The sequence below is a fragment of the Salmonella sp. SJTUF15570 genome (assembly GCF_043357055.1).
Classification (GTDB): domain Bacteria; phylum Pseudomonadota; class Gammaproteobacteria; order Enterobacterales; family Enterobacteriaceae; genus Salmonella; species Salmonella enterica.
The window spans coordinates 116,468-140,908 of sequence record NZ_JBEUKJ010000006.1; the positions used below are offsets into that span (position 1 = coordinate 116,468).

Genomic DNA, 24,441 nt, shown 5'->3' on the forward strand with positions numbered 1-24,441 from the left:
GATGACCTTTCACAACCTTACATGCGCAATCCGGCACGCAAAATTGACAAAAAAATTACTGTCGCGCCAGCCTGCCCGTGGCGGGCACAAAATCGGTATTGCTGCGCCAGGGATTAATGTCCAGCCCGCCGCGGCGGGTATAGCGCGCATAAACGCTTAACGTTTCCGGCTGGCAGAAGCGCAGAATGTCATTAAAAATACGCTCTACGCACTGCTCGTGAAATTCATTATGGTGACGGAAGGAGACCAGATAACGCAGCAGTTTTTCCCTGTCGATTTTGCGCCCGCGATACTGAATTTGTATCGAGCCCCAGTCCGGTTGGTGGGTGATCAGGCAGTTGGATTTCAACAGATGACTGACCAGCGTCTCCTCTACTTGCTTCTCGCCGCTGACCGCATGTTGCAGATAGTCGGTAGTAAACTGGTAGTTGTCGATACTGATATCCTGATCGTCAATACAGGTGCCGTGGAAATGGGCGACAGGCTGTCCTTCCAGCTCATCAAGACGATGAAGCCTCACGCTAACGTTGCCCTGCGCGCAGGCGCGCAGATCGCGCTCCAGCGTCTGGCGCACCGTCTCCCAGGTGTCAAAGCGCGTCTGGTTAAAGCTGTTCAGATACAGTTTAAAGCTTTTGGATTCGATTAAATTAACGCTGGTGTAATCCAGTTCGACATGCCCGACGGCGACCTGTGGAAGACCCTGGCTGTTAAGCCAGGAAAGTTCATACAACGTCCAGATATCCGCGCCGTGGAACGGCAAATTATCGGCTGTTAATCCGAGCGGGTCGCGATTCAAACTGCGCGGTACGCCCTGCAGCAGGCTGGCGTCATAATTGTCCCGGTAATCCGTTGATTTTCCGAGAGTCAGGCCATCAAGAGCCTGATGGTTTTCATAAGAAGACATGTTTCACCGTCATAAACCAGATACACTATGCGTCAAGTGTATCCTGGCTTTTATGAAGAGAGAAACTGGTGGACGAACTGACAGCGCAGGCATTGAAAGCCTTTACGACGCGTTACTGCGACGCGTGGCAAGAAAAACACGGTAGCTGGCCGTTGAGCGAAGAACTGTATGGCGTACCTTCTCCGTGCATTATTTCTTCAACCCGCGATGCCGTTTACTGGCAGCCGCAACCTTTTGAAGGTGAAGAAAATGTAAACGCGGTTGAACGCGCCTTTGATATTATGGTACAACCTGCGCTCCACGCGTTTTACACCACGCAGTTTGCTGGCGACATGCCCGCGCAGTTTGCGGATGAAAAGCTTACGCTACTGCAAACCTGGAGTCAGGATGACTTTCGGCGCGTGCAGGAAAATCTGATAGGCCACCTGGTCACGCAAAAGCGGCTCAAGCTTCCTCCCACGCTTTTTATTGCGACGCAGGAAAATGAGCTTGAGGTCATTTCGGTCTGTAACCTGTCCGGCGAGGTGATTAAAGAAACGCTGGGCACCCGTAATCGCACCGTTCTTGCCGCAACGCTTGCGGAATTCCTTACGCAACTTAATCCTCTTCTGTAATCGTTTGCCCTAACGGGTGTGAGAGATCTCTTACAAAGTCTGTAGGAGATCGCCAGGATATCAGCGGATACTGAGCCCCGTTTTCTTATATAAATCTATATAAAACAACATGTTAAAATGTTTTTGCGCACTTTCATATGAAAATTTACTTAAGGTATTGTCTGTAAGCGTCTTGTAAGACAAGGTGAAACAGGCGATTCTATCTTCGTCGACAGGGAGTCGTACAACGAAGCGAACGTCAGGATGATGACGCTTCGGCAGGACACGCCAGGATGGTGTTACAAGGAAAGGCTTCAGGATGAAGCAAAGTGGAAAGCGCAGGATGCGTTAAAGGACACCTCCAGGACGGAGAACGAGAGCCGATCAGGATGTTCGGCGGGTCTGGATGACCAGGGACGCTTCAGGAAGAAGCTATCACATCGGGCGATGTGCGCAGGATGCAAACGTTCAGGATGAACAGGCCGTAAGGTCACAGGAAAAGTTGTCACGGATGAGCAGGGAGCACGAAAAGTAGCTGGAATGCTGCGAAACGAACCGGGAGCACTGTTTATACAGTGCTCCCTTTTTTTTGTTATTCTTCGCGCCAGATTTTCATCATTGAGGTTTTTAACATGACGACTCATGACCGTGTGCGTCAGCAGTTACATGCGCTTGAAACGCTGCTGCGCGAGCATCGCCACTGGCGGCAGGATGCGCCGCAGGCGCACCTGTTTACCAGCACCCAACCATTTTTTATGGATACCATGGAACCGCTGGAATGGCTGCAATGGGTACTGATCCCACGTATGCATACCCTACTTGATAATGCGCAGCCGCTGCCCGAGGCATTTGCCGTCGCCCCTTATTATGAAATGGCGCTGGCGGCGGATCATCCGCAGCGGGAGGCGATCCTGGCGGTTTTGCAGGATCTGGATGCGCTATTCGTCCGCGATAAATCCTGATGCTGGAGATCCTCTATCAAGACCCGTGGCTGGTTGCCGTGAATAAACCCGCAGGCTGGCTTGTTCACCGGAGCTGGCTGGATCGCGACGAAAAAGTCGTGGTCATGCAAACGGTGCGCGACCAAATCGGCCAGCATGTTTTTACCGCCCACCGTCTCGACAGGCCCACGTCGGGCGTACTGTTAATGGGGCTGTCCAGCGAAGCGGGACGCCGTCTGGCGCAGCAGTTCGAGCAGCACCACATCCGTAAACGCTACCATGCCATTGTGCGCGGCTGGCTGATGGATGACGCGGTACTGGATTATCCGCTGGTGGAAGAGCGCGATAAAATTGCCGATAAATTCGCCCGCGAAGATAAAGCGCCCCAGCCGGCTGTAACGCAGTATCGCGGGCTGGCGACGGTCGAAATGGCGGTGCCGACCGGACGTTATCCCACCACGCGTTATGGTCTGGTTGAGCTGGAACCAAAAACGGGACGCAAGCACCAGCTTCGTCGTCATCTGGCGCATCTGCGTCATCCTATCATCGGCGACAGCAAGCATGGCGATTTGCGACAAAACCGCAGCGCCGCAGAGCATTTTGCCTGTCGTCGCCTGATGCTTCATGCCAGTCGGCTTGAACTGACGCACCCCTTTACCGGACAGCCGTTGATAATTCAGGCCGGGTTGGATGAAACCTGGATGCAGGCGCTGACACAGTTTGGCTGGCGTGGACTTCTCCCTGACAATGAAAGGGTTGAGTTTACGGCGGCGTCCCGGCAGGATGAGACTCATCAGGCATAATTCAGGGAGATACGCATAATGGCAGAAATTGGTATTTTTGTCGGGACCATGTATGGCAACTCACTGCTGGTGGCGGAAGAAGCGGAAGCGATCCTCGCCAGACAGGGCCACAGCGCGACCGTGTTTGAAGATCCTGAACTGTCCGACTGGCAGCAATATCAGGATAAGGTTGCGCTGGTCGTTACCTCGACGACCGGGCAGGGCGATCTACCGGATAGCATTGCGCCGCTCTTTCACGGCATTAAAGATACAGTCGGTTTTCAACCAAACCTGCGTTACGGGGTGATTGCGTTAGGTGATAGCAGCTACCCCAATTTCTGTAATGGCGGCAAACAGTTTGATGCCCTGTTGCAAGAGCAAAGCGCGCAGCGGGTGGGGGAGATGTTATTCATTGACGCCAGCGAACATCCGGAGCCGGAGAGCCAGTCCAATCCCTGGGTTGAAAACTGGGGAACTTTACTTTCCTGAGGTAAATCCCTCCCCCCTACGGGAGGGTACCTTTTCGTTTGCTTGCGTTGCCAGTAAGCAAAATCACGACCTGTACACAGTGTAAAGTAACTGAATCGTGTTAGCTTTGGGCATATGCCCGCAAAAGCGGCAGTTTTTTACGGGCGTTTTCATGTAATCAAGCGACCTGTTTCACATTCTTCTCTTTTTATTCCTCCTGCGTCGACGCCGACGCCTTCTGATTTCATTTCCGTGAAGTGGCTTCCACTGTCCTGGGCTTTTGCCATAAACAGGCGTAATTCATCGCCAAAATACTGTGTTGTTGCACGGTGAGTGTGTGTGGCGCGCTTTTTATACTTCTCCTGCCAGTGAATAAAAGCATGCAGCGTGCAAAGCAAACGACCTAATAAAAGCTGCAACAAGGAAACGTTATCTCTGATTCCCTACCGGTTGTGCAGTTCAGAGTGAGCGTAGCTAACGCGAAATTTCAGGAGTGCAACAATGAGTTCATTAAGTCACGCGGCGAGCAGTGCGGAGAAACGCACGAACGCCCGCTACTGGATAGTGGTGATGCTGTTTATCGTCACATCCTTCAACTACGGCGACCGCGCCACATTGTCCATTGCCGGCTCAGAAATGGCCAAAGATATCGGCCTTGATCCGGTAGGTATGGGCTATGTTTTTTCTGCTTTTTCATGGGCCTATGTTATCGGGCAGATCCCGGGCGGCTGGCTGCTGGACCGCTTTGGTTCCAAACGCGTCTATTTCTGGTCTATTTTCATTTGGTCAGTCTTCACCCTGTTGCAGGGTTTTGTCGATATCTTTAGTGGTTTCGGCATTATTGTCGCCCTCTTTACGCTTCGTTTCCTGGTTGGTCTGGCGGAATCGCCTTCTTTCCCGGGCAACAGTCGCATTGTTGCAGCCTGGTTCCCGGCGCAGGAGAGGGGAACGGCGGTGGCCATCTTTAACTCCGCGCAATACTTTGCCACGGTTATTTTCGCGCCGATTATGGGCTGGCTGACGCACGAAGTGGGCTGGTCGCATGTCTTCTTCTTTATGGGCGGGTTAGGGATCATCATCAGCTTTATCTGGTTGAAAGTTATCCATGAACCAAATAACCATCCGGGCGTAAATAAGAAAGAGTTGGAGTACATCGCAGAAGGCGGCGCGCTGATCAATATGGATCAGAAAGACACCAAAGCGAAAGTACCGTTTAGCGTCAAATGGGGCCAGATCAAACAGCTGCTGGGCTCTCGTATGATGATTGGCGTTTACATCGGTCAGTACTGTATTAACGCATTGACCTATTTCTTTATTACCTGGTTCCCGGTCTATTTGGTCCAGGCGCGCGGCATGTCGATTCTCAAAGCGGGCTTTGTCGCCTCGGTTCCTGCGGTCTGCGGCTTTATCGGCGGCGTGTTGGGCGGCATCATTTCCGACTGGCTGATGCGTCGTACTGGCTCCCTGAATATCGCGCGCAAGACGCCGATTGTGCTGGGAATGTTGCTGTCAATGGTTATGGTGTTCTGTAACTATGTGAACGTGGAATGGATGATCATCGGCTTTATGGCGTTGGCCTTCTTCGGTAAAGGTATCGGCGCGTTGGGCTGGGCAGTAATGGCGGATACCGCGCCGAAAGAGATCAGCGGTCTTTCCGGCGGCTTGTTTAATATGTTCGGCAATATCTCCGGTATTGTGACGCCAATCGCGATTGGTTACATCGTTGGCACCACCGGTTCCTTCAACGGCGCGTTGATCTATGTCGGCGTACATGCCCTGGTGGCCATCATCAGCTATCTGGTGCTGGTAGGTGATATTAAGCGTATTGAACTGAAACCTGTCGCAGGGCAATTATCATGACAACGCAATCCAGTCCCGTTATTACGGACATGAAGGTCATTCCGGTTGCCGGACATGACAGTATGCTACTCAACATCGGCGGCGCGCATAACGCGTACTTCACCCGTAACATCGTCGTCCTCACCGATAACGCCGGGCATACTGGCGTCGGCGAGGCGCCGGGCGGAGAAGTGATTTATCAGACGCTGGTCGATGCTATTCCGATGGTATTAGGCCAGGAAGTCGCCCGCCTGAACAAAGTGGTGCAGCAGGTGCATAAAGGCAACCAGGCCGCTGATTTTGACACCTTTGGTAAAGGCGCATGGACGTTTGAACTGCGGGTTAACGCGGTGGCAGCTTTGGAAGCGGCGCTGCTTGATCTACTGGGGCAGGCGCTTAATGTGCCGGTCTGTGAACTATTAGGACCCGGTAAACAGCGCGATGCCGTCACCGTGTTAGGCTATCTCTTCTATATTGGCGATCGTACTAAAACCGATCTGCCGTATCTGGAAAGCACGCCGGGCAGTCATGAATGGTATCGCCTGCGCCATCAGGAAGCGCTGAACAGCGACGCGGTCGTGCGGCTGGCGGAAGCGTCTCAGGATCGCTACGGCTTTAAAGATTTTAAACTCAAGGGCGGCGTGCTGCCGGGCGAACAAGAGATTGATACCGTTCGCGCGCTAAAAAAACGCTTCCCGGACGCGCGTATTACCGTGGATCCGAACGGCGCCTGGCTACTGGATGAAGCCATTGCGTTGTGCAAAGGGCTGAAAGATGTACTGACCTACGCGGAAGATCCGTGCGGCGCGGAGCAAGGATTCTCTGGTCGTGAAGTCATGGCGGAGTTCCGCCGTGCGACCGGTCTGCCGGTGGCGACCAATATGATTGCCACCAACTGGCGTGAAATGGGACACGCGGTGATGCTCAACGCGGTAGACATTCCTCTTGCCGACCCGCATTTCTGGACCCTCACCGGCGCCGTTCGCGTGGCGCAACTGTGCGATGACTGGGGGCTAACCTGGGGCTGCCATTCGAATAACCATTTTGATATTTCACTGGCGATGTTTACCCATGTCGGCGCGGCGGCGCCAGGCAAACCCACCGCTATTGATACGCACTGGATCTGGCAGGAGGGCGATTGCCGCCTGACTAAAAATCCGCTGGAAATTAAAAACGGCAAAATTGCCGTTCCGGATGCGCCAGGACTGGGCGTGGAGCTTGACTGGGAACAGGTGCGAAAAGCACATGACGCGTATAAAAAGCTGCCAGGCGGCGCGCGTAATGATGCAGGCCCGATGCAATACCTGATCCCCGGCTGGACTTTTGACCGCAAACGCCCTGTTTTTGGTCGTCACTAATTCTGAATAAGGACACAGTTATGAGTACTCAATTTACGACGCCTGTAGTGACTGAAATGCAGGTTATCCCGGTTGCGGGTCATGACAGTATGCTGATGAACCTGAGCGGCGCGCACGCCCCATTCTTCACGCGCAACATCGTCATTATTAAAGATAACTCCGGTCATACCGGGGTTGGCGAGATTCCGGGCGGCGAAAAAATTCGCAAAACGCTGGAAGATGCGATCCCACTGGTGGTGGGAAAAACGCTGGGTGAATATAAAAATGTCCTGACCGCCGTTCGCAACCAGTTTGCCGATCGCGATGCGGGCGGACGCGGTTTACAAACGTTCGATCTCCGTACCACTATCCATGTGGTGACGGGCATTGAAGCGGCAATGCTTGACCTTTTGGGCCAACACCTGGGCGTCAACGTCGCTTCGCTGTTAGGCGACGGTCAGCAGCGCAGCGAAGTCGAAATGCTGGGTTATCTGTTCTTTGTCGGCAATCGCAAGGCCACGCCGCTGCCGTATCAGAGCCAGCCGGATGAGCAATGCGACTGGTATCGTCTGCGCCATGAAGAGGCGATGACGCCGGAAACGGTAGTGCGTCTGGCGGAAGCCGCCTATGAAAAATACGGCTTCAACGACTTCAAACTGAAAGGCGGCGTGCTGGCGGGCGAAGAAGAGGCCGAGTCAATCGTGGCGCTGGCGAAACGTTTCCCACAAGCGCGCGTTACGCTCGATCCAAACGGTGCCTGGTCGCTGAACGAAGCGATCAGCATTGGTAAATACCTGAAAGGTTCTCTGGCCTATGCAGAAGATCCGTGCGGCGCGGAGCAGGGTTTTTCCGGACGTGAAGTGATGGCGGAATTCCGTCGCGCGACCGGATTACCGACGGCCACCAATATGATAGCGACCGACTGGCGTCAAATGGGGCATACGCTGTCGCTGCAATCCGTCGATATCCCGCTGGCGGACCCGCACTTCTGGACTATGCAAGGCTCTGTACGCGTGGCGCAAATGTGCCATGAGTTCGGTCTGACCTGGGGCTCGCACTCTAACAACCACTTTGATATTTCGTTGGCGATGTTTACCCATGTTGCCGCGGCGGCGCCGGGCAAGATCACCGCGATCGATACCCACTGGATCTGGCAGGAAGGCAACCAACGTCTGACTAAAGAACCGTTTGAAATTAAAGGCGGCATGGTGCAAGTACCGACCAAACCGGGTCTGGGCGTTGAGCTCGATATGGATCAGGTGATGAAAGCGCATGAGCTCTATCAAAAACATGGCTTAGGCGCGCGTGACGACGCGATGGGAATGCAGTACTTAATTCCTGGCTGGACGTTTGATAATAAGCGTCCTTGCATGGTGCGTTAAGTCAGAGCCGGTTCCGTAAGGAACCGGTTCTTCTCTGGGTGTATGCTTAACAGGATCAACATGCGTAAGGACGACTTATGAAAATAGTGATCGCACCAGACTCGTATAAGGAAAGTTTGAGTGCTCTTGAGGTAGCGACCGCCATTGAACAAGGATTTCGCGAGATCTGGCCTGACGCCGATTACCTGAAATTGCCGCTGGCTGATGGCGGAGAAGGTACTGTCGAAGCGATGGTTGAAGCGACGGCGGGTCGAATCGTGCATGTTGAGGTCACCGGGCCGTTGGGGCATCGCGTCAATGCGTTTTATGGGCTTTCCGGCGATGCGCGTTCCGCATTCATTGAAATGGCGGCCGCCAGCGGGCTGGAGCAGGTGCCGCCCGCGCAACGCGATCCGTTGAAGACCACGTCATGGGGAACCGGCGAGCTGATCCGTCATGCGCTGGATGCGGGCGTTGAGCATATCATTATTGGTATCGGCGGTAGCGCCACCAACGATGGCGGCGCGGGGATGGTGCAGGCGCTGGGGGCCAGGCTACGGGATGCGCAGGGCAATGATATTGCGCAAGGCGGCATTGGGCTGGAAACACTCGCCAGCATTGATATCAGCGGCCTGGATAAGCGTTTGTCGGCGTGCCATATAGAGGTCGCCTGCGATGTCACGAATCCCCTTACCGGCAAAGAGGGCGCGTCTGCGGTTTTTGGTCCGCAAAAAGGGGCGACGCCGGAAATGATTGAACGCCTGGATACGGCATTGACTCGCTATGCGCATTTGATTGCCCGCGATCTGCATGTCGATGTGTTGGATCTGGCAGGCGGCGGAGCGGCAGGCGGCATGGGGGCGGCGTTATACGCGTTTTGCGGCGCGCAGCTACGGCGTGGCATTGAGATTGTCACCGATGCGCTTCATCTGGAAGCGTGTCTTGCGGATGCTGATTTAGTCATCACCGGCGAGGGACGCATCGACAGCCAGACCATTCACGGTAAAGTCCCTATTGGCGTGGCAAACATCGCCAAACGGTATAACAAGCCGGTAATTGGTATAGCGGGTAGCCTGACGGCGGACGTTGGCGTGGTTCATGAACATGGGCTTGATGCCGTTTTCAGCGTGATTTATACCATCTGCACGCTGGAGGACGCGCTGAAGAATGCGAGTGAAAACGTACGAATGACCGCGCGCAACGTGGCTGCAACGCTGAAAGCGGGGCAACAGTTACGCTGAGTTGTAGGCCGGATAAGGCGGTCACGCCGCCATCCGGCGAATATCATCCTAATATCTTCTTCGCTTCACGCGCGACATTATCCATCTCATCCAGCAGCTCCAGAAACTCAGGCTCCAGCTCCTCTTCGTGGACGCCGCTGCGAAGCTGTTGCTCAATAAGCTGGCAAAGGTTCTTCATCCGCGGTACGCCGCTATAGCCGCAGCTCCCGTGTAGCTTATGGATCAGATCGACCAGGCCGTTGGGATTTTCTCCCACCAGTTGTTCTTCAATTTTGTTGCGCACTTCCGGCAGAAAATCAATCAGCATTTGCAGCATATCCCGCGCCAGATCGGGCTTACCGGCAGCCTGGCGGAGCGCAAGCTGCCAGTCGAGCGTGGCATTCGGATTGAAGATAAACTCAGCCGGTTCCGGCGCCATCAGGCGCGCTGCTACGTTGGCGCCAGGTTTATAGCGCAGCAACAGATTATGCAACTTCTCTTCTTCTATCGGTTTAGCCAGATAGTCGTTCATGCCCGCGCTGAGCAACTTCTCTTTTTGCCCGGCCATCGCATGTGCCGTAACGGCAATAACCGGTGTTTGCTGCTGATGAGGAAGCTGGTGAATCAATTCGCAGGCGCGTATGCCGTCCATATCCGGCATCTGAATATCCATCAAAATCAGATCAAACTGCATTTGTTTCGCCCGATCCACCGCCTGATGTCCGCTATCACAAAGTTCTACGTGCTGGACTTTATCTTCCAGTAACGCGCCGATAAGCTTCAGATTAGCGGGATTATCATCAACCGCCATAACCGTCATGGTGATTTTACTGGTATCCATTAGCAGCGGTTCAGGATGGTGATTCAACTGGCAATATTCCGTCAGCGCTGGCAACAGGCGCGTTGACGTCAATGGTTTTAACAGGCAGGCCGCCGCGCCTCCTTGTTTCAGCTTTTCGGCGTTAATTTGCGCATGGCAAGGTAGCGCCAGCAGTAGAAAGTCCGTCATTGATGCCGCTTTCGCCAGACGTTCATGCTGCATGGTGAGCGGCTCACGGAAGGTCACCGGAACGCTCAAAATCATAATATCGTAGTGCGCTAACGGCAGCGCGGAGAAGGTCGGGCTGTAAACCACCTCCACCGGCGTGTCGCTCAGTAGATCCAGGGTACATTGCGCGGCGGTAGCATTCGGTTCGACATAAGCCAGCCGTTTTCCGGCCAGACATGCGGTCGACGGCCCGTCAATAATAACATTTGGGTTAAGATCAAGATTAATATGAAACCAGAAGGTCGAGCCGCGATTAGGCTGGCTGTGGAAAGAGATATCCCCGCCCATTTCGTTGACCAGCTTTTGCGTAATCACCAGCCCAAGCCCGGTGCCGCCGTGACGGCGAGAAATACTGGCATCGGCCTGGCGAAACGCCTGAAACAGTCGCGACTGGTCGCGTTCCGGAATGCCGATCCCCGTATCGCGGATCTGCACTTCAATCTGTACTTTGGTGTTACTGAGCGCCCGCTTTTCCACCAGAATGTCGATATTGCCACTCTCGGTGAACTTAATGGCATTACCCACCAGATTAGTAATGACCTGTTGCAGGCGCAGCGGGTCGCCAATCACATTATCCGGGACGTCGTTTTTAATATTTAACGTCAACTCCAGCCCTTTATCATGCGACGAGTGGGCCAGCAGCGTAACCACTTCATCCAGCGTGTTGCGCAGTGGAAAAGGGATACTTTCCAGAATGAGCTTACCGGCTTCCAGCTTGGAGAAGTCGAGCACGTCATTAATGATTGCCAGCAGATTATTCGCGGAACGCTCAATGGTGTTCAGATGGTCGCGCTGGGTGGGGTTCAGCTCCGTTTTTAATGTCAGGCGGGTAAAGCCAATGACGCCGTTCAGCGGCGTTCGCAGTTCGTGCGACATGTTCGCCAGGAACTCCGACTTAATACGCGCCGCTTCCTGGGCGCGCTTTTTCGCCAGATCCAGCTCAACGTTTTGGATTTCCATCTGCTCAAGGGTTTCACGCAGGTCTGAAGTGGCCTGATCGATATTATGCTGCATCTCTTCGTGATAGGCGGCAAGCGACATCGCCATGGAATTAATGCCGTTTTTCAGCATGTCCAGCTCGCCCAGCATAAATCCTTCCACCCGGCTATCCAGTTGTCCGCGGCGAATGCGGTCAACGGTATTCACCATATTACGGATAGGCCCGGTGACATCGCGCATAAGCCGCCAGCCAAAGATCAGCGCAATGCCAATACAAAAAAGCATCATTACGCTGGAGATAAAAATCTCTTTGTATTGCTGTAGCCTTACCGACTTGAGATCCAGTTCAAGCGCCACATACCCCAGCATATTTTTGGTATTTTTCGCGTCGGCAATCGCTGACTCGTCCGGCGAATAGCTCTCCGAGATAATCGGGGTGCGCAGAATCATAATATCGCCGTGGCGATCGACGCTCAGACGACGTGGAAACGGCGCTCCGGCGGGAAGCTGCATCTGTGAGGGGTCCAGATGGAAATTAGACGTTACAAACAGGCGGTTATGATCGTCATAAACGGAAATCGCCCGCACAATATCAGAGTGTCTGCGGTGCAGGACGCTGATAAGTTGGCCGATAGACTCCCGGTTTTGTAAGTTCATACCATATTCGCTGGAGACGGCGAGCGGTTCAATAATACTGGCGCCGGCATCTTCCAGTTGACGCTGCAGGTCGTTATAGCGGTGCACTACAAAAAAGATACTGAGCAGCAAACCTATCAGGACGGTCGGGGCCAGGATCAGAATCATCATGCGTGCGCGCAGGCTGTAGTTGGTCATGGAGTTCCGTTATGGGACAATTAGGGTCACACTGTTAAATTGAGAAAAAGCTGGTCGATGGCGCAATTCTACTCTGCAAAACGGCGCGTGACGACGCGTCAGATCATAACCGTTAAAGTCAATGACCTCGATTCATTTGGTCAGGGCGTAGCCCGTCATAACGGAAAGGCGCTGTTTATCCCCGGTTTATTGCCTGAGGAAAGCGCAGAAGTCATTATTACAGAAGATAAAAAGCAATTTGCCCGCGCACGCGTTTCGCGCCGTTTGAATGATAGCCCGGAACGAGAAACGCCGCGCTGCCCGCATTTTGGCGTCTGCGGCGGTTGTCAGCAACAGCATGTCAGCATCACCCTGCAACAACGCAGCAAAAGCGCGGCGCTGGCGCGTTTGATGAAACACGAGGTGAATGACATCATCGCCGGCGCGCCCTGGGGTTATCGGCGTCGTGCGCGGTTAAGTCTGAATTGCCCGCCGGATAAACCGCTGCAAATGGGATTTCGCAAAGCTGGTTCCAGCGATATCGTCAATGTCGAACAGTGCCCTGTTTTGGCGCCCCAGCTTGCAGCATTGCTGCCCCGAATCAGGGCGTGTCTGGCGAGTTTACACGGCACCCGACATCTTGGGCATATTGAGCTGGTACAGGCGGGAAGCGGTACGCTGATGATTCTGCGCCATACCGCGCCATTAAGTGCGGCGGATAAAGAAAAACTGGAACGCTTTTCGCATTCTGAGGGATTGTCTCTGTTTCTGGCGCCGTTTAGCGAGATACTGGAAACGGTATCTGGCGAGGCGCCCTGGTATGATTCGCACGGCTTACGTTTAGCCTTCAGTCCGCGAGACTTTATTCAGGTTAATGAGGCGGTAAACCAGCAAATGGTCGCCCGCGCGCTGGAGTGGCTTGATGTGCGCGCCGAGGATCGTGTCCTGGATCTGTTCTGCGGAATGGGGAATTTTACGCTGCCGCTGGCAACGCGCGCGGCAAGCGTGATAGGGGTTGAGGGCGTTCCGGCGCTGGTAGAAAAAGGCCGTGAAAACGCCATCCGCAATGGTTTACATAATGTGACATTCTTCCATGAGAACCTGGAGGAAGATGTCACGAAGCAGCCGTGGGCGAAAAACGGCTTTGACAAAGTCTTACTCGATCCTGCGCGTGCGGGGGCTACAGGAGTGATGCGACATATTATAAAATTAAAACCTATTCGCATTGTTTATGTATCCTGTAACCCGGCGACGCTGGCGCGCGATAGTGAAGCGCTGGTCAATGCGGGATATGAGGTTACGCGTTTAGCGATGCTCGACATGTTCCCGCACACAGGACATCTGGAATCAATGGTTCTGTTCGAGCGCATGTAATGATTACCGGCTTACCGACTTCGGTAGGCCTGGTCCCTTAAGGAGAGGACGATGGTCGCGGTAAGAAGTGCACATATTAATAAAGCTGGTGAATTTGATCCGAAGAAGTGGATCGCAAGCCTGGGAATTTCCAGCCAGCAGTCGTGTGAGCGCTTAGCCGAAACCTGGGCGTATTGCCTGCAACAGACACAAGGACATCCGGATGCGGATCTGTTGCTGTGGCGTGGCGTGGAGATGGTAGAAATTCTTTCCACGCTGAGTATGGATATCGACACGCTGCGGGCGGCTCTACTGTTCCCTCTGGCCGACGCCAACGTAGTCAGCGAAGATGTACTGCGCGAAAGCGTCGGCAAATCTATCGTTACCCTGATTCATGGCGTGCGCGATATGGCGGCGATCCGTCAGCTAAACGCCACTCATAACGACTCTGTTTCTTCGGAGCAGGTTGATAACGTCCGTCGAATGTTATTGGCGATGGTGGATGATTTCCGCTGCGTGGTCATCAAACTGGCCGAGCGAATCGCTCATTTGCGCGAAGTGAAAGAGGCGCCGGAAGATGAGCGCGTGCTGGCGGCGAAAGAATGTACCAACATCTATGCGCCGCTCGCTAATCGTCTGGGCATCGGGCAACTGAAGTGGGAACTGGAAGACTACTGTTTCCGCTACCTGCATCCGGCGGAATACAAACGCATCGCCAAACTGCTGCATGAGCGCCGTCTCGATCGCGAACATTACATCGAAGAGTTTGTTGGACATCTGCGCGCTGAAATGAAAAACGAAGGCGTGCAGGCGGAAGTCTACGGACGACCAAAACATATTTATAGCATCTGGCGCAAAATGCAGAAAAAGCATCTGGCGTTTGATGAACTCTTTGACGTGCGCGCCGTGCGTATTGTCGCTGAACGTCTGCAAGACTGCTACGCCGCGTTGGGGATAGTGCATACGCATTATCGCCACCTGCCGGATGAATTCGATGATTATGTCGCTAACCCGAAACCGAACGGTTACCAGTCTATCCACACCGTGGTCCTGGGGCCGGGCGGTAAAACCGTTGAGATCCAGATTCGTACCAAACAGATGCATGAAGACGCCGAACTGGGCGTGGCGGCACACTGGAAGTATAAAGAAGGCGCCGCGTCCGGCGGCGTGCGCTCCGGTCATGAAGACAGAATTGCGTGGCTGCGTAAGCTGATCGCCTGGCAGGAAGAGATGGCCGATTCCGGCGAAATGCTGGATGAAGTGCGCAGCCAGGTGTTTGACGATCGGGTCTACGTTTTTACGCCAAAAGGCGACGTGGTTGACTTGCCTGCCGGATCTACGCCGCTCGATTTTGCTTACCACATCCACAGCGATGTCGGGCACCGCTGCATTGGCGCGAAAATCGGCGGGCGTATTGTGCCATTCACCTATCAGTTGCAGATGGGCGATCAGGTTGAAATTATCACTCAGAAGCAGCCGAATCCCAGCCGTGACTGGCTGAATCCAAACCTGGGCTATGTGACGACCAGCCGCGGACGCTCGAAAATTCACGCCTGGTTCCGTAAACAGGACCGTGACAAAAATATCCTGGCTGGACGGCAGATCCTTGACGATGAGCTGGCGCATTTGGGGATTAGCCTGAAAGAGGCCGAGAAACATCTGCTGCCGCGCTACAACTTTAATGAGCTGGAAGAGTTGCTGGCGGCGATAGGCGGCGGCGATATCCGTCTTAATCAGATGGTGAATTTCCTGCAATCGCAGTTCAATAAGCCGAGTGCAGAGGAGCAGGATGCAGCGGCGCTGAAACAGCTTCAACAAAAAACATACGCGCCGCAAAATCGTCGTAAAGACGACGGGCGCGTGGTGGTAGAAGGCGTGGGTAATTTGATGCACCACATTGCCCGCTGCTGCCAGCCGATTCCGGGGGATGAAATTGTCGGCTTCATTACTCAGGGGCGAGGGATTTCCGTGCACCGGGCCGACTGCGAACAGCTGGCGGAACTGCGCTCCCATGCGCCGGAGCGGATCGTAGAGGCGGTATGGGGCGAGAGCTACTCGGCGGGATATTCGCTGGTGGTGCGCGTCCAGGCCAACGATCGCAGCGGCTTGCTACGCGATATCACCACCATTCTGGCTAACGAAAAAGTCAACGTGCTGGGCGTCGCCAGCCGCAGCGACATTAAACAGCAGATCGCCACCATTGATATGACCATCGAGATCTACAACCTGCAGGTGCTGGGCCGCGTGCTCGGTAAGCTGAACCAGGTGCCGGATGTGATTGATGCACGGCGACTGCACGGGGGGTAAACCCCAGACAGTAATCATGTAGCGGCTTTGCTACTCGTTCAGCAAAGCCGCATTAGCAACCCCATAAGCATGAGATATGGGGTATGTTTTTGACGTACATTTCATTTCCAGTGTACTCTTATGTAAGATTTATACTTACAGTGGAGGCTGTTATGGCCAGAACAATGACCGTTGATCTTGGCGATGAACTGCGCGAGTTTATTGAATCGCTCATAGAATCAGGTGATTACAGAACACAAAGTGAAGTGATCAGAGAGTCTCTTCGTCTGCTGAGGGAAAAACAGGCCGAGTCACGACTTCAGGCGTTACGTGAACTTCTGGCTGAAGGTCTGAACAGCGGAGAGCCGCAGGCCTGGGAAAAGGATGCCTTTTTACGGAAGGTCAAAACAGGGATGATCAAACCCGATGAGAACGGTAAAATTAACGCCAAAGGCCAGTGAAGATCTGGAAAATATCTGGCATTACGGCTGGCAGCATTTTGGCGAAATAAAGGCCGATCGATATATTAATCATCTATCAGATATTATTCGGGATGTAGGGAGATAATCGGGGGCTACGGTTTGATGTTTTATAAAGATATCTGGTAGCTATCTGCTTACCAGATATCTGGTATGGTTCCATGAAAATCGGTTTTGTTCAAATTTCTATTCGTATGGCAGTAATACGGTTACCGCACAATCGGTGTCAATGTTGACTCGTCCCCAGGTACCACGAAGTTCTACCATCTGTGAACGGGCACATTCAGTATTGTTTTGATCACAGGGAATAGCCTCAATCTGCATGTTTTTATCATCACATGCTATTGATAATGTTGCATTATCTATTATTTGTGCACAAATTGAATCTGATTCATAGACATCACAGGGCATATTTCCATGTCTTAAAAAAATATTTGCAATGAGCTCATTGGTTTTTGGTCCACTAAATTCTTTATTTATTGAGGTTACTTCTGAGTATTTATCAAAAGAAGCAGCTAAATTTTCAGGATCGATTGAAGCGATAATTTGTACGCTGTCACTATCAAATGACATTTTATCATTAATGGTGGTAATGCTGGTCCCAAAATTGGCGTCAATAATCGAAATTTCCGTTTTTATATTATGGTCTGTAAAGCCGTAAGTAGTTATACTATAAGCGTCATAGGATACTTGATGTTTTTTGGTGTTGTAAGTTATTTCCCCATCAATATATTGCGATTGTGCGTAATCATATGAAGATGGTTCGATATGTAATTTTAAATCTTGTTTGATTATTTGTGCATCGTATTGTGGTGATATATTTAATTGTGCATCGATATTGCTGGTCCAGACACAATCAAGTGTGGAATTATCATGTGATGTACAGCGGGCCCGGCGGGTTTCAGTCATATTGGGAAGTGTGAAAAAAGTGCTGCCAATGATCATTCTTATACTGGAATCCATTGTTATCGTTGATTCAATATCGACCCATAGTCCAGGACCGCACGTTACCTGACTTCCACGTAGCTTTCCACCGGTACATAACATCTCAATATTCTCTGGTAATAATGATGTTCTAACCCGTAGGTCACTATTTAAATCAGCTGTACCTGCCCCAGTGCCTGTCATATCATTCAATTCGGCCTTGATCTTAACGTATCCAGATCCAAATGTATTGTTGGCGAAGAACATAAATAGAATGAATGAAATTATGATTTTTTTGCTTATGGTCATCATTTTTCCTGTGTTTATTCGTAGGGTATCAAAACGGTAATTGCACAAGTTGTATCAATGCTGACTTTCCCCCAGGTACCATTTATCGTACCTACTTTGCCGTTCAGGCAATGTGTTGTGTCTGAAGCATTACAAGTGCTGCTAAAGGCAAGCTGCGCATTCAGATCGTGACATACAAGAGCAACTGACGTCTTATTAAGACTGTAGTTACACAAGGATGTATCGTCGCATGGCGTATTGCCATGGTAGAGATATACAGAGGCTAGCTCGACATTATTTTTTGCGCCAGTCATGGCGACTTCTGTACTGTGCACTATCGTATTTTCAGAAAATGAAGCATCTAATATTTCTGGAGGCAAATAACGATGTAGGGTGGACGCTGGGGAGCCATTAAGTACAAGTGATCCGTTCCATATACCGAAATCACCCTCGGTATCTTCTGTCACTGTTACAGTCCATTTGAATTTCAGATTCTCAATGCCCGATGTTTCCGGTTCATAACTAGCGTAACTGCTTACCGATTCATCAATAATAATATGGCCGGAAAGGGATGAATATTGATTAGTGTCATTATTTCCTCCTCCGGGTATTACCGAAACTGTAAGATTTTGCTGGTTAATTGTTATTCCATTCTGTTTGGTAAGTAAGGTGAGGGGAAGTGAAAATGATTTATCCCATACACAAATTGCGCTGTTAGTTGCCTGATTACCCGTACAGTCGGCATGTGCCGTCGCTTTTACCGCTTCACCAGTAAAACTATAAGTGATACCGTTATCGACAGCGGTTGTATTGATGAAAGAAGTTGATGGATCAAACTCAAGGGTGGATTCAAGACCATAGGGAATTGTACCTTGAATAGCACAACCACCCCCATCGCCTCCACCTGACTTAGTGCACGATGAAAGGATATGAATGTTTGTTGGTAATGGGGTATGGATGGTATCGAGTGTAGGATCGCCAGTCAGTGCACCAAGGCTATCAAACTGTGAAATAATTTGAGAATTATATTCTATATCCGTTCTTACTTCAGCGCATTGTAGCGCAATACACCAAAAACCAGATATTATTACCAGTATTAGCTGTAATAAAATTCGCTGCATTTCATATCCTTATAATTTTACCTATAGCTTACTGATATTCAAAGCTCACGGTAGCAGTACCCTTAAATTCCCCCGGCATAACATCTTCACCAGCGTATTTTTGCAGCCTGGCCTGCAAGTTGATGGTGGTAATCCCTTCCTTCAGCACAAAAGCTGTACCCTCTGTTGCATTGATACTCACTGGTTGCTGTGCAGCCGTTTCCACACCAATCGCAAAACCACTGGCTTCCGACGAGGGCTCCAGCGCCAGCAGTCCGGGCAGAGTACTGTCTTCAACGCCCTGAAAGGTCACCAGCACGCCGTTGGCTAGCGCTGTTTTGCAATCCTGGAGGCTAAGTGTGAATGGAACAGGAGTCGTTTGCCCGCTGGCGTCGAAATTGTCACTGCCAATAGTATGAAAATCCACCGTTGCCATCGTGTCATTATCCACTACCAGGTTACAGGCGCCGGCAACCAGCTTACCGCTGTAGTGCACATTAGGCGTGGCGGCAGGTAGCGTATTGCAAACCGCCCATAACATTACGCCTCCGATCAAATACCCGGCAGTTTGAAAAATACGGTTCATTGGTAATCCACCTGTAACGTGGCAAAAGCCTCAAAATCGCCTTCGGCAGGCTCTTTACCGGGCTGTTTTACCGGCACGGCTTTTAATGTGGGAAGCGATGACTCATCGATGGTTAGCGACGTGCCGGGAGGAAATACCGTGCCGTTCTGCTGAAGTTCAATGCCCAGCTCAGGGACATTGGTGGTTAAGGCATTTGCGGAGTAAGGCGTCGCCGTGCCCAGATAGCTCAACGTAAAAGTTAATGCGTCATCGCGAAAGCTGCTGTCGCAGGTAAGGGTCCACGGGATCTCGGTCAGGTAATTGACGCCGTCAATATTATCAATAATCACGCTACCAAAACTGACCTCCAGCGTTTCACCATTATTGATAGTACAGGCGGGCGGGTTTATCAGTTTGCCGTGAAAGGTCAAATTGTCAGCGCAGGCAAACTGGGTGATTAAAAGCGTCAGGATAAGCACCCTTTTCACTATGAATCTCTCCATCACTGGTAATCCACGACTAACGTCGCACTGGCGTTAAAATCGCCACCCGCTAACTGCGTGGTGGGCTCTTTAACCGGTACGGCTTCCAGCTCCGGCCCATTGCTGCCGCTCAGGGTGAAGTTCAGCCAATCCGTTATGCCAACCGGAACCAGTTGCTTATTGCCCGCCTGCTGAATACGGATGCCTAACCCCTCCACCGAAGTTTGCAGAACCTGCTCCCCGCTGATGGTGGTGGTGGTCCCCTGAATTTGTAGCTTCAGATAGTCGCTCGCTCTGCCATCGCAGTTCAGGCTGTAGCCCACAGGTTTCGTTTGAGAAGCATCGCCAACTTTGGTGGTCAGGACATCGCCAAACTCTACGGAAGCGCCGCCTACTGTACAGGGCGGTGGTTGAGTGACGACCAGATGCAGCTCCAGTTGCACGGTTTTTGTGCCGGCAGCCTCGGTGCCGGCAACGAATCCACCGCACAGCAGCACCAGTATTTTCCAGCGAGTCAACATCGTCATGGATCTCTTTCGCACAGGATTACTTATTCGCTTTCTTCTCAGCGTCACGGGTTTTTTCCTCATTGACCTTACAGGTATTCCCTGAGCAGGTGAAAACCAGCAGGCGATGGCCGCCGTAATCATCGACGTAGCCCACCACCGGCGAGCTGCCGAGCGAGGCTCCTTTGATGGGAGAGGTCACTTTTTCACGCGGGGCAATCAGCAGGTTTTTAAAGCCGGAGGCGGTTTCGTTCTCTTTGCTACCGGCATTGCTGATGACGAGGTAAAACGGTGTGGGGTTGTCGAAGATCACACCATCGCCCTGGTAGGTCAGCGTGAGCTTCGTTTGCCACGGGTGCGTCTTATCCACCTGCCGGGCGACGGCTACCGGGCGGTAGAAAAACTTAATACGCGTTTGCAGCGCCAGCTGGAGCGTATTAGGCTTATCGCTTTTCGGCGGAATTTCCCGCACGTTGAAATAAAACAGACTTTCCCGGTCCTGCGGTAGGCTAGCCGCGGCTGGTAACGGCTGGACTTTAACCTGCCCGTCGGATTTTGGCTCAATACGCTGCAGCGGCGGCAGGGCGGTAAAATAGCGGGTATCTTTGGCGAACTTATCGTCTTCCAGCCACGCCTGTGCGAGGTAGGGCAGAGTGGCGTTGCCGTTTTTCAGCGTGACGGTGATTGAATTTTCATTGCCGTTAAAAATAACGCGGGTACGATCCGGCACAATCGCGCTGTGCGATACCAGCGGCGCAGCCAGTAATACCGAAGCGATAAGCGCCTGGCGCTTAAAATGGTTGGTCTTGTTCATTACAGATTCCCTTTATTCCATATCCTTGCGATTCACCGCATGGTTGTCAGCCAGCGGTATGGGCGGGGTTTGAGTGGTTGTCGCCACCGGCGCGGCCGGTTGGCCATCGGTTTGCGTATGTTCCTGGATTAGCGGTTGCGCAGGCAGCGGAGAACTTTTCTGCGGTGCGATGGGGGGCTGACCTTCCAGCATTTTGCACGGCAGCAATAGCGCGTTGGCCAATAGCTCCGGTGTAAACGTGGGCGCGAGTGATGCTTCACACTGCGCCGCGCCATCCCAGAAGACTTTCAATGTTTCCCCGGCTTTTACGCCCGCCAGCCAGGCGTTGCCGTCATCGGCCACCAGGCCCAACTGCTGCTGGCGCTCGTTTTTCACTTCGGCGCCGAACGGTGGGAAGTCGCCGTCTGCCAGCCGGAAAACCGCCATCATTTTCTCGCCGCTGACCACGTCAAAGTGACGGTAGCCGATGGCGCCTTCGGTGAGCGTGATCTGCACAACCGACTTAGTAGCTTCCGCCTTCTCCGGCAATTTGTTCAGATCGATACGCGCCAGGCTGCGCGAATAGCTTCCGACATCCGCAATCACGGCCTTGCCGAAAATGTTGGTTGAGGTTGGCGAGCCGCTACCGCTAACGGGGACGTCCGCAATACCGTCGGTATCAACCAGCAAACGTGTGCTGCCCGCTAAACTTCCCCGGTGTAGCGCGCCGCCCTGGGTGGTCAGCGTCATGCCGCCGCGCAGCGACATGCCCAGTGAACGGTACGATCCTTCTTCATAATCCGCGCTTAGATCGATGTCCGTCAGCGCGCCCTGATGGCTGTAATAACCGTCTGCCTGCGCGCCTTGTTCATCCTGCCCGACATGAAGCTGCCAGTTATCGCCGTTCTGGCTGTGGCCGGAATAGCCGAGCTGATTACGGTGTTGACTACCGTTAAACGTACCGTTGTAGCTGATGGAATCATTGCCCCAGGGAACAGACAGCGAGATATAGACGCCATCATCTTTATCACCGTTATATTCGCTGCGATAGCCGTTCAGCGACGCACTGAGATTTTTTATCGACCCTAAGTCGAAGTACCAGGAAAGAGACAGGTTATAGTTACTCTGATCCGGGCTGTCCCAGAAGGTACTGCGTGAGTAGCTGAAATAGGCGCTCATGCCCTGTTCACGGAAGTTCTGGTTATAGGTGACCGTATAGCGTTCTTTTTCATGACCGGCATTGAGATGATGATAGGTTTTCGCATCCAGATAGTCGCTCATGCTCATAAAGTTCTTTTCTGAGAAGCGGTATCCGGCAAAGGTTAGTCGGCTGTCGATTTCATCAAAGTCACGGGAGTAGCTGATGCGATATGAGTTACCCTGCAGCGTTTCGCTGTCAAACCCGTCGTCTTGCGGCATGTGGGCGATGGAGTGCGTAATGTCGACCGCCACCGCGCCCACCACGCCAAGATCCTTACCGCTTCCCAGCGCCACGGCCTGATAGTTGCTTTCTCCAATTGCGCCGCCATATAGCGACCAGCCGTTGGTGACCCCCCACGAAGCTTCCGCCGAGGCGAATGTGCCGGTAATGGGATGATGATCCCAGTCCTGCGGGCGGCCCAGCGCCATCTTGTAGCGCACCATGCCGGGGCGCGTCAGGAAGGGAACCGATGCGGTGTTAACGTCAAACTCCTGGGTCTGACCGTTCTGCTCTTCCACGGTGACGTGCAACGTACCGGAAACGGACTGGTTGAGATCCTGAATACGGAACGGTCCTGCGGGCACCTGCGTTTCATACAGTACGCGCCCCTGCCAGGAGACTTTGACTTTTGCGTTAGAACGCGCAATGCCCACGATCTCCGGCGCATAGCCGCGCAGTTTCGGCGGCAGCATCTGATCGTCAGAAACGACGCTGGCACCGATATAGTTAAAGCTGTCGAAAACATCGGACTGGAGATAGCTTTCGCCCAGCGTAAGTTTGGCCCCGAGCGTCGGTAGTGCGCGATAGGCGTAGTAGCGGCTCCAGCTCTGATCGTGGAGGGTGGAAGTGTTCTCGTCATCGTCATGATGGTCGTAGCTGGCCTGCCAGTCGGCCCGCAGTCGCCATGCGCCCAGGTTCGCGCCTAATGTCCCGTTGCCGCTGATGCTTTGCTCTTCGCTGCCGCTTTCTTGATCGTGGCGGAGCTGATTATTAATGTTGTAATCCAGAATGATGCCGGGAATACCATTATCCCAGCGGGCGGGTGGGTCCCAGTCGACATCGCTGTATTCCATATACGCCTGGGGTAAATTCACCAGCAGCGTGGAGTGTCCCAGGTCGGCCTGAAAATCCATGCCCTTCAGTGAATCTGGCACCAGACATTGTCGTTCACCGTGCGTTATCCAGACGAGTTTTTCCGCGAGTTCCGGTTTTATACCCAATTGCGTAACTAATTCTGGTTCTGCGCAAACCTCACTTCCTTGTGGATCATGTTCTGGTATAACCCAGTTAACAGGAAATTCCTGCGGCAGAGTCTGTCCGTTAATTTTAATTTGTAAGAGGTAGACGCCTGGCAGAATAAAACCCTTACGAGAAAACTGTGCAATGTTAACGTTATCGCGATTTTTTACATCGAGGAAATCGGTATTAAATTCGATGTCTTTGCCTGACGCGCTATAAGGGGAGGCGCTTAGAAGCATTCCCACTCCGCACGCTATTGGGCAAAGAACACTTTTCCATGTGTTATTCATCAAATATATTCCGCAATAAAACTCAACAGGAATACCCTACCTAAAGCGGCAGGGTATTATCGTCGTGACTCTGTTAACTGAATTACAGGTAAGAGATAGTGACGTTGGCGGCACTGCTGAATTCACCTGTGCCTACGGTGCCGGTTGCTGCGCCAACCAGCCAGGCGGTGAAATTCAGGCTTTGCTTCTCATCAAGGATGCTGTCTCCGTCCAGGTCCGCAATGGCCTGTGTATAGGTATCGCCCAGTTTGATATTGTTTTTGCCAGCATCGCCGATTGCCAGGCTTACGTTGCTAATAGCGCCAGTGCCGTCAGTCTTCATCAGCGCGAGATTATCCGTGGCGCCTGTAGCCGCTGTGGTTCCACTACCTGTAGTGAATACCACATTCATATTTTTCTCGGTAGCCCAGGTACAACCCTCAAGATCGATATGAAAGGTACGGGCATTGTTGATGGTCGTTTTACCATTACTCAGCGTGCCATTACCGATACTTGAACCCATATTGACTGTTTGATCTTCCGTATCCAATGTGACAGAGCAGGGGGAATCAACAATATTACCAAGGAAAGTGACCTTCGCTGTGTTGCTACCCGCGGCTTGAGCGCCGGAGACAATTCCCATAACTAAAGATGCAGTTACTGCCAGTTTACAAAAATGAGATGACTTCATCGTGTTATCCTTAATTAACG

General features: G+C 52.4%; 22 protein-coding genes and 1 pseudogene. 12 read left to right on the top strand and 11 right to left on the bottom strand.

Annotated elements, in window-relative coordinates; genetic code table 11:
- Positions 1-55 precede the first annotated feature (55 nt).
- Entirely contained in the window at positions 56-904 is an 849-nt protein-coding gene (gene queF, locus ABVN44_RS13775) for an NADPH-dependent 7-cyano-7-deazaguanine reductase QueF (RefSeq protein ID WP_000100463.1), read from the bottom strand.
- 68 nt (positions 905-972) lie between these two features.
- On the opposite strand from queF, the gene syd reads away from it, so the two are divergent.
- From syd to ABVN44_RS13795, 4 genes are all read left to right on the top strand, one after another.
- Positions 973-1,518 (top strand): SecY-interacting protein, encoded by a 546-nt coding sequence (gene syd / locus ABVN44_RS13780; protein WP_000343990.1) that lies wholly within the window; start codon positions 973-975, stop codon positions 1,516-1,518.
- A 611-nt stretch (positions 1,519-2,129) separates the two neighbouring features.
- A complete protein-coding gene (locus tag ABVN44_RS13785) occupies positions 2,130-2,459 on the top strand; it encodes a YqcC family protein (protein WP_000207015.1) in 330 nt (109 codons plus the stop codon).
- Positions 2,459-3,241 carry a tRNA pseudouridine(65) synthase TruC gene (truC, locus tag ABVN44_RS13790; protein WP_000890028.1) on the top strand — a complete coding sequence of 261 codons (783 nt, stop codon included), beginning with the start codon at positions 2,459-2,461 and terminating at the stop codon, positions 3,239-3,241. The genes ABVN44_RS13785 and truC overlap by 1 nt, the downstream gene beginning before the upstream one ends.
- Before the next feature lie 18 nt (positions 3,242-3,259).
- Positions 3,260-3,709, top strand: coding sequence for a flavodoxin (locus tag ABVN44_RS13795; RefSeq protein WP_000807739.1), 450 nt, complete (start codon positions 3,260-3,262; stop codon positions 3,707-3,709).
- A 149-nt stretch (positions 3,710-3,858) separates the two neighbouring features.
- On the opposite strand, the gene ABVN44_RS13800 is transcribed toward ABVN44_RS13795, so the two are convergent.
- Positions 3,859-4,107, bottom strand: a complete 249-nt coding sequence (locus ABVN44_RS13800) for a hypothetical protein (RefSeq protein WP_001531815.1) — start codon at positions 4,105-4,107, stop codon at positions 3,859-3,861.
- Between the two features lie 82 nt (positions 4,108-4,189).
- On the opposite strand from ABVN44_RS13800, the gene gudP reads away from it, so the two are divergent.
- The 4 genes from gudP (at position 4,190) to ABVN44_RS13820 (ending at position 9,466) form a co-directional block, all read left to right on the top strand.
- Complete coding sequence (gene gudP / locus ABVN44_RS13805) at positions 4,190-5,548, top strand: galactarate/glucarate/glycerate transporter GudP (RefSeq protein ID WP_000097015.1); 1,359 nt, start codon at positions 4,190-4,192, stop codon at positions 5,546-5,548.
- Positions 5,545-6,885 carry an enolase C-terminal domain-like protein gene (locus ABVN44_RS13810; RefSeq protein WP_000211801.1) on the top strand — a complete coding sequence of 447 codons (1,341 nt, stop codon included), beginning with the start codon at positions 5,545-5,547 and terminating at the stop codon, positions 6,883-6,885. Before gudP ends, ABVN44_RS13810 begins: the two co-directional genes overlap by 4 nt.
- Before the next feature lie 20 nt (positions 6,886-6,905).
- Positions 6,906-8,246 carry a glucarate dehydratase gene (gene gudD, locus ABVN44_RS13815; protein ID WP_000107113.1) on the top strand — a complete coding sequence of 447 codons (1,341 nt, stop codon included), beginning with the start codon at positions 6,906-6,908 and terminating at the stop codon, positions 8,244-8,246.
- Positions 8,247-8,323: 77 nt separating this feature from the next.
- Entirely contained in the window at positions 8,324-9,466 is a 1,143-nt protein-coding gene (locus ABVN44_RS13820; RefSeq protein ID WP_000706477.1) for a glycerate kinase, read from the top strand.
- A 43-nt stretch (positions 9,467-9,509) separates the two neighbouring features.
- Here the strand turns inward: ABVN44_RS13820 and barA are convergent, their stop codons facing one another.
- The gene (gene barA, locus ABVN44_RS13825; protein WP_000186399.1) at positions 9,510-12,266 is read right to left on the bottom strand and encodes a two-component sensor histidine kinase BarA; all 2,757 of its coding nucleotides are present in this window, start codon (positions 12,264-12,266) and stop codon (positions 9,510-9,512) included.
- 57 nt (positions 12,267-12,323) lie between these two features.
- Between barA and rlmD the strand changes: the two genes are divergently transcribed.
- From rlmD to ABVN44_RS13845, 4 genes and pseudogenes are all read left to right on the top strand, one after another.
- Entirely contained in the window at positions 12,324-13,619 is a 1,296-nt protein-coding gene (gene rlmD, locus ABVN44_RS13830) for a 23S rRNA (uracil(1939)-C(5))-methyltransferase RlmD (protein ID WP_023232692.1), read from the top strand.
- A gap of 51 nt (positions 13,620-13,670) precedes the next feature.
- Positions 13,671-15,905, top strand: coding sequence for a GTP diphosphokinase (gene relA, locus ABVN44_RS13835; RefSeq protein ID WP_000226841.1), 2,235 nt, complete (start codon positions 13,671-13,673; stop codon positions 15,903-15,905).
- Positions 15,906-15,988: 83 nt separating this feature from the next.
- Positions 15,989-16,345, top strand: coding sequence for a type II toxin-antitoxin system ParD family antitoxin (locus ABVN44_RS13840; RefSeq protein ID WP_000480218.1), 357 nt, complete (start codon positions 15,989-15,991; stop codon positions 16,343-16,345).
- Positions 16,311-16,430: pseudogene (locus ABVN44_RS13845) on the top strand (type II toxin-antitoxin system RelE/ParE family toxin); the annotation flags it as partial. The gene ABVN44_RS13840 and the pseudogene ABVN44_RS13845, both read left to right, overlap by 35 nt.
- A 119-nt stretch (positions 16,431-16,549) precedes the next feature.
- Here the strand turns inward: ABVN44_RS13845 and ABVN44_RS13850 are convergent.
- The 8 genes from ABVN44_RS13850 to ABVN44_RS13885 all read right to left on the bottom strand — a co-directional run bounded on the left by ABVN44_RS13850 (position 16,550) and on the right by ABVN44_RS13885 (position 24,421).
- Complete coding sequence (locus ABVN44_RS13850; RefSeq protein ID WP_071786863.1) at positions 16,550-17,599, bottom strand: hypothetical protein; 1,050 nt, start codon at positions 17,597-17,599, stop codon at positions 16,550-16,552.
- Positions 17,600-17,610: 11 nt separating this feature from the next.
- Positions 17,611-18,696, bottom strand: coding sequence for a hypothetical protein (locus ABVN44_RS13855; protein ID WP_023232694.1), 1,086 nt, complete (start codon positions 18,694-18,696; stop codon positions 17,611-17,613).
- Between the two features lie 28 nt (positions 18,697-18,724).
- Positions 18,725-19,261: a fimbrial protein gene (locus tag ABVN44_RS13860; RefSeq protein WP_023232695.1), complete on the bottom strand. Its 537-nt coding sequence runs from the start codon at positions 19,259-19,261 to the stop codon at positions 18,725-18,727.
- Positions 19,258-19,728: a fimbrial protein gene (locus ABVN44_RS13865; RefSeq protein WP_000832396.1), complete on the bottom strand. Its 471-nt coding sequence runs from the start codon at positions 19,726-19,728 to the stop codon at positions 19,258-19,260. Before ABVN44_RS13865 ends, ABVN44_RS13860 begins: the two co-directional genes overlap by 4 nt.
- A gap of 14 nt (positions 19,729-19,742) precedes the next feature.
- Positions 19,743-20,249, bottom strand: a complete 507-nt coding sequence (locus tag ABVN44_RS13870) for a fimbrial protein (RefSeq protein ID WP_023232696.1) — start codon at positions 20,247-20,249, stop codon at positions 19,743-19,745.
- Between the two features lie 19 nt (positions 20,250-20,268).
- Entirely contained in the window at positions 20,269-21,042 is a 774-nt protein-coding gene (locus ABVN44_RS13875) for a fimbria/pilus periplasmic chaperone (protein ID WP_001044459.1), read from the bottom strand.
- Between the two features lie 12 nt (positions 21,043-21,054).
- Positions 21,055-23,751: a fimbrial biogenesis outer membrane usher protein gene (locus ABVN44_RS13880; protein WP_071786864.1), complete on the bottom strand. Its 2,697-nt coding sequence runs from the start codon at positions 23,749-23,751 to the stop codon at positions 21,055-21,057.
- Positions 23,752-23,833: 82 nt separating this feature from the next.
- Positions 23,834-24,421 (bottom strand): fimbrial protein, encoded by a 588-nt coding sequence (locus tag ABVN44_RS13885; RefSeq protein ID WP_000842511.1) that lies wholly within the window; start codon positions 24,419-24,421, stop codon positions 23,834-23,836.
- Positions 24,422-24,441 lie beyond the last annotated feature (20 nt).

Excerpts from the sequence above, each read along its gene's own strand:
- ABVN44_RS13870 (WP_023232696.1), bottom strand. The coding sequence starts at position 20,249 with ATGACGATGTTGACTCGCTGGAAAATACTGGTGCTGCTGTGCGGTGGA.
- ABVN44_RS13840 (WP_000480218.1), top strand. The coding sequence starts at position 15,989 with ATGTTTTTGACGTACATTTCATTTCCAGTGTACTCTTATGTAAGATTT.
- ABVN44_RS13820 (WP_000706477.1), top strand. The coding sequence starts at position 8,324 with ATGAAAATAGTGATCGCACCAGACTCGTATAAGGAAAGTTTGAGTGCT.
- ABVN44_RS13810 (WP_000211801.1), top strand. The coding sequence starts at position 5,545 with ATGACAACGCAATCCAGTCCCGTTATTACGGACATGAAGGTCATTCCG.
- relA (WP_000226841.1), top strand. The coding sequence starts at position 13,671 with ATGGTCGCGGTAAGAAGTGCACATATTAATAAAGCTGGTGAATTTGAT.
- ABVN44_RS13795 (WP_000807739.1), top strand. The coding sequence starts at position 3,260 with ATGGCAGAAATTGGTATTTTTGTCGGGACCATGTATGGCAACTCACTG.
- gudP (WP_000097015.1), top strand. The coding sequence starts at position 4,190 with ATGAGTTCATTAAGTCACGCGGCGAGCAGTGCGGAGAAACGCACGAAC.
- ABVN44_RS13785 (WP_000207015.1), top strand. The coding sequence starts at position 2,130 with ATGACGACTCATGACCGTGTGCGTCAGCAGTTACATGCGCTTGAAACG.
- ABVN44_RS13860 (WP_023232695.1), bottom strand. The coding sequence starts at position 19,261 with ATGAACCGTATTTTTCAAACTGCCGGGTATTTGATCGGAGGCGTAATG.
- rlmD (WP_023232692.1), top strand. The coding sequence starts at position 12,324 with ATGGCGCAATTCTACTCTGCAAAACGGCGCGTGACGACGCGTCAGATC.
- truC (WP_000890028.1), top strand. The coding sequence starts at position 2,459 with ATGCTGGAGATCCTCTATCAAGACCCGTGGCTGGTTGCCGTGAATAAA.
- ABVN44_RS13855 (WP_023232694.1), bottom strand. The coding sequence starts at position 18,696 with ATGCAGCGAATTTTATTACAGCTAATACTGGTAATAATATCTGGTTTT.
- ABVN44_RS13885 (WP_000842511.1), bottom strand. The coding sequence starts at position 24,421 with ATGAAGTCATCTCATTTTTGTAAACTGGCAGTAACTGCATCTTTAGTT.
- ABVN44_RS13875 (WP_001044459.1), bottom strand. The coding sequence starts at position 21,042 with ATGAACAAGACCAACCATTTTAAGCGCCAGGCGCTTATCGCTTCGGTA.
- ABVN44_RS13850 (WP_071786863.1), bottom strand. The coding sequence starts at position 17,599 with ATGATGACCATAAGCAAAAAAATCATAATTTCATTCATTCTATTTATG.
- barA (WP_000186399.1), bottom strand. The coding sequence starts at position 12,266 with ATGACCAACTACAGCCTGCGCGCACGCATGATGATTCTGATCCTGGCC.
- gudD (WP_000107113.1), top strand. The coding sequence starts at position 6,906 with ATGAGTACTCAATTTACGACGCCTGTAGTGACTGAAATGCAGGTTATC.
- ABVN44_RS13880 (WP_071786864.1), bottom strand. The coding sequence starts at position 23,751 with ATGAATAACACATGGAAAAGTGTTCTTTGCCCAATAGCGTGCGGAGTG.
- queF (WP_000100463.1), bottom strand. The coding sequence starts at position 904 with ATGTCTTCTTATGAAAACCATCAGGCTCTTGATGGCCTGACTCTCGGA.